Annotated in this window: 5 protein-coding genes; 3 read left to right on the plus strand and 2 right to left on the minus strand. The window is 54.8% G+C overall.

Going from position 1 to position 4,638, the window contains the following annotated elements; translation table 11 throughout:
- The 3 genes from KJ653_00205 to KJ653_00215 all read left to right on the plus strand — a co-directional run.
- The coding region (locus KJ653_00205) for an anion permease (GenBank protein ID MBU0684263.1) at positions 1-437 on the plus strand (437 nt) is incomplete at its 5' end.
- Between the two features lie 14 nt (positions 438-451).
- On the plus strand, positions 452-802 hold the full coding sequence (locus KJ653_00210; protein ID MBU0684264.1) for a hypothetical protein: 351 nt from the start codon (positions 452-454) through the stop codon (positions 800-802).
- Between the two features lie 331 nt (positions 803-1,133).
- Positions 1,134-1,298, plus strand: a complete 165-nt coding sequence (locus tag KJ653_00215) for a hypothetical protein (GenBank protein ID MBU0684265.1) — start codon at positions 1,134-1,136, stop codon at positions 1,296-1,298.
- Positions 1,299-1,431: 133 nt separating this feature from the next.
- Here KJ653_00215 and KJ653_00220 read toward each other — a convergent pair whose 3' ends face one another.
- Positions 1,432-1,953 (minus strand): hypothetical protein, encoded by a 522-nt coding sequence (locus KJ653_00220; GenBank protein MBU0684266.1) that lies wholly within the window; start codon positions 1,951-1,953, stop codon positions 1,432-1,434.
- Positions 1,950-4,058, minus strand: a complete 2,109-nt coding sequence (locus KJ653_00225; protein ID MBU0684267.1) for a hypothetical protein — start codon at positions 4,056-4,058, stop codon at positions 1,950-1,952. The genes KJ653_00220 and KJ653_00225 overlap by 4 nt, the downstream gene beginning before the upstream one ends.
- Positions 4,059-4,638: the final 580 nt, after the last annotated feature.

Consider the following 4,638-nt stretch of genomic DNA (forward strand, 5'->3'; position numbering starts at 1 on the left):
TCTTCCTCATCATAGGCGCCGGACTGGCGCTCGGGAAGGGGCTACAGGTGTCCGGCGCAGCCCAGTGGATGGCCGACATGATTGCGGGCGCGACAGGCGGCATGCCTATCCTGCTTGTGATGCTCGTGATCGCTCTGGTATCCATCGCGCTCTCGAACTTCATGAGCAACACCGCGACCGCCGCGATTCTCGCTCCCGTGCTAATAAGCGTGGCAGCTGCCATGGGCGTGGACCTCAAGTTTCTCGTGCTCGTGTGCGGCCTATCGGTATCGCTTTCGTTCATCACGCCCATAGGCACTCCCCCCTTCACGCTGATATTCTCAACAGGAATGGTAGCCAGGAGGGACCTGGCAAGAGGAGGGCTGATGGTCACGATTCCCGCGGCCGTAGTGGTCGTGCTGATGGTGTTCATCATGGTAGAGCTTGGGTTCGTATGATGTGAGGTGTGTCCATGAAGGTGTTGGTAGTAGGTGCGGGAAGGCTCGGATCGCAGGTGATAAAGCAGTTGAGGAAAAACCCGGAAATTCAGATTGTCGTGGCGGACGCCCACGAGAAGCCGAACGCGGTCGTCGATGGCGTCATACGCTCCGTAGATCTCCGCGTGCACATCACACCGCTCAACTTCATGGAGATCGTGGACCGAGTGAGGCCGGACCTCGTGATCCTGGCGAGGACCACCGAAGACTGGGAGCAGTCAGACGTGCCAATGGGGTCGGAGTACGTCGCAGGCATGGAGCGAGAACTCACCAGGACCAATGTTGCGGTCCTTCCTGTATGCGAGCAGGTGATGGGACTTCACTGACCCGAGCGACGTTCGCAGCATCTCTAAGTCAGTCTTGTCAAATACGATCTCAGGTTCTCGGATTTGGGAGAGCCGAAACGTGAGTGAGGAATGGACCGAGGTAGGCCCGGATTTCAGCCCATAATCTACAGGTGATTGAAGCTAGATTCATTGTTTACTGGTACAGAATGTGAAGAATTCATCCTCCATTTTCTTACCGATAGAAAATGCTGATGCCTTTCATGGTCGCTATGCGCTCTTTCGTCTCGCCTCTATTGCTAGCACGACCACAACCAAGAGGACCATCACCACGAATGGCATCACGCCGAATTCCGGTATCGGTTCTGAAGGCGTGGCCGTCAGAGGACAGGAGTCCTTGGCACCTGCCACTGAAGACAATCTCGGCAGAGAGCAGCTCGGCGACCAACCAACGATGCCGGGTTATCTGCATGATTCCGGGAAGAGGAGGCTCGCAGTCTACGAGTCCGGCGACTGGATGAAGATTGTGAAGAAGTAGGCACACACCTACTTTCTTCCAATCCCCTTTTCTCCCAAACCCCTACAATTCAAGTCTTCTCTGGAATCTATCCTGCTCTCCACGATTTCAATCTCTGCAGGAGGGCCACATGAAAGACACTGTAGCCATGGACTTAGGTAGCCAGCACGGAGCCCACGCGACCCAAGGCTAGGATGCAGAACAGCATCAGAATCAGTGCGAGACCTATCCTTAGTGCGTAGATCTTCGATCTCGGCCCAGCGAGATATGCGATGAACGTGACCACGAGGACCAAAAAGGAATGCGTCGGGATCATGAAGAAGTAGGACCTAAGGAGCGCACCAGTAATCTCAAGGGCGAACACGTCCACCCACGCTATCGCAATGATGGATAACTGAGCAACGAAAAGCGCAAGCAGTAGCCATGAGTACGTCTTGATCCGAGTCACGCGCTTGTGCTCAACAGTCGAAGACAGAATAGCCAAGGCGTACAACGCCGCAGGAACAACGGCAAGGAGAAGGGACAAGGCCACCCGCAGCTCCCCACCGCCCCGCTCGACCGCAGAGACGATGTAGTTGATCCACGGCAGATAGAGCGATATGACGGACACCGAAAGAAGCGCCTCAGGCATCCATTTCTTCTCCGCGATCCTCTCTATCATGCGCAGTATCTTCATGGCAATCGCTCCATCCAATACAGAGGCTCGTGCCACATGTACGCGATCGGTGATGTTGGTCTTCCCAGCCAGTTCCGGTGCATGCTCGCCCTATAGACTGGGCCTGGAACGCTGTTTCCTCCTGGCCCGAACTTCCAGCTGCTGGAGCCCCACTTGCCGGTATAATCCAGCCAAGGCGAAGGGGACATCATACATATGGGATACGTTGTGTTTGGCACTTCCGGTCCGGAGAACATGGAAGCATGCCCTCCGAGCTGAACATAGATGTGTGGGTGAGTGCCGTTCTTCAGGACCGTTGGATCCGCCCATTCCTTCACTTCGCCATCGTAGTGCTGAGAGCAAGCGATGCTGACTGGCTCTAGCTCGTCCAGCGACATTTCCCGAGACCATTGCTCGAAGACCAGTTGGATCATCTCCCAGTCCCCCTCGTGCGGGGACAACGAATCGTAGAGGTAGAAGAACCAGTATTGGATGACCACGGTGTCGTTGTCAGACGTGAAGGTCCTCGCGTAGATGAGATTCCTGTAGCCGGAGACATTGAATTCCTTGAGCCCGAGGAACGTCTTGCCGTAGTCGAGGGTCAGGAGCGATTCGTGCACTGGATTTTCCGACAGAGGCTCCTTGACTCCTGACCTCTTCAGCTCCGACTGGTTGAGCATCGACCACGTCTCGAGCGGCCCGCTGTCCTCGTACTCATCCAGGTGCAACACGGGAGCGTACCTATTTGCGAGATATGTTCGGTCCACATAGCTGATCTCACGGCCTGTTGTGATCTGGAATATGATTGAGACATCGTCCTCGTCGGCCCCTGCTGTGCCGCCGTAAGACCCATCAGTCTCCCCCGAAGAGTAACCAACGTCGACATCTCCCCAGAACCGCTGGGCCAGAAGATCGTACACGACATGGAGGGTGCTCCCGTTTTGCTTTCTCTCGTCGCCTCCGCCGGATAGGGGAGAGATGTCACATATGTCGTCGGAGGAAGACCCGTCGTCGTCCCATACCTGTATCAGGAGAGGGACCGTCGGTGAATCGTCCGGGACGTTCTTCCATATGGAGTATTGGCCCACGAAGTCGCTGTTGAGCACAATGTGTCTGATGCTCCTGCTCCACATCTTGCTCCCCCATGCGTCTCCTGAACCCCCCTCGATCTCGTCGCGAGGAACCGCTGTGCCGACTCCAAGCAGAACGTAAGGATCCCAGATATTAGTCCCCTCATCAATCGGATCAAGATGCTTCAACTTCTTCACGAGGAGCCTGACACAGAGGTCTGTCACTGGATCCACATCTTTCGAATCGATGACGCCGTCGTGATCGGAGTCGAACACAAGGGTGATGACCATCGAGAAGTATCCTAAGCGTGGGCCGGACAGGTAGTGCGCAACAGCTCGCCATATCTCGCCCGAATGCTCGGCGTCATCGGTCGATCTCACGGGTTCGACCACTATGCTCTCTGAGGACACAGTGGATGGGGAGTACACCGCGTTGGGAATCCAGTTGCTGACGTCAGATGTACTTGCAACGACTCCTCCTGTCCTCCTGCCAAAGCCGTCCCAGAGGCTCACGTCGAAGTTGAACGATTCAAGATGCTCGAAGTCGACGCTCAGGCTGTATGCGTTCGAGGGCACGTTAAACTCGAAAGGCTGGAGTTCGGAGAGAATGCCCACTTTGTCTCCGAGCTTGATACTGACCACTAGCGAGAAGACAGCGCCATGTGGAGATGATGGAACGCAGAATACGCTGGCCTTCCAAAGGCCTCCCAGGCCTTGGGAGACATTGTCAACATCAATCTCCTCCCTACTTTCGTTAGAAGGAAGGTACACGGAATCAGGAATAGATGTTTCCAGAGAAGGCTCGGACACCGTCCTGCCCCCGGTGCGGTCGTTGACCAAATTCCAGACGCTCAGGTCGAGGTCGTTGGACATCGATCCCAGCGGAGTCCATTCTAGAATGGCAGAAAGGTAGGGTCCATTTTGACTGTATGAGCTGCTCGCTGGAACTGTGAAGTAGAAGTCCTGGCTCTCCTGACCCACATCGACCGCCGAACGGAACACATATCTCAGCAGACCCGTCTGTGTGAGATCCACAGGATCATAGATGCCACTCACGTGAGCATCTTTGTCGGAGTATAATGAGCTCGTTCTCGACCGTTCGTCAGCAGGATTCACCTGCCAACAAGAGAAGACCAGAACAAGCACCAAGACTGGACTGAATGCACGTTGACATACACGCAACGCAATCCGATCTCCTCCGTTGATCGTGGACTTGCGAAGTATCATCTGCCTTCCATCCTATGGTTGCAGGATCAGCTGGTTGGGCGCAACTAGCTTTGCAACTCTATATAACTCCTATCATGGAATCCTGGACCCCGCAAAGAAGCATGCTGCGACTCAAGAGGAGACATACTATCATTTGCTCAGGCAAGAAGCGGAACTAGCTGATTTCAGAAGTCCGTCAATAAATCATGTGGATTTGGATCACAGGCGCGTGCTTAGTCTTAAGGGGACACATTCCCTTAAGGCGCGACGGAGAACAAGGGAATGACCAGGGTTGTGGCTGTGAACGGCAGTCCCAAGATGGAGAAGGGAAACACGGAACGAATCTTGAGGCCGTTTCTAGAGGGCATGAAGGAAGTTGGAGCGAAGGTCGATCTTCTCTATGCGAAGCGGCTAGATATCAAGCCCTGCA

It is taken from the genome of Candidatus Thermoplasmatota archaeon (genome assembly GCA_018814355.1).
Classification (GTDB): domain Archaea; phylum Thermoplasmatota; class Thermoplasmata; order UBA10834; family UBA10834; genus COMBO-56-21.

Excerpts from the sequence above, each read along its gene's own strand:
- KJ653_00220 (MBU0684266.1), bottom strand. The coding sequence starts at position 1,953 with ATGAAGATACTGCGCATGATAGAGAGGATCGCGGAGAAGAAATGGATG.
- KJ653_00210 (MBU0684264.1), top strand. The coding sequence starts at position 452 with ATGAAGGTGTTGGTAGTAGGTGCGGGAAGGCTCGGATCGCAGGTGATA.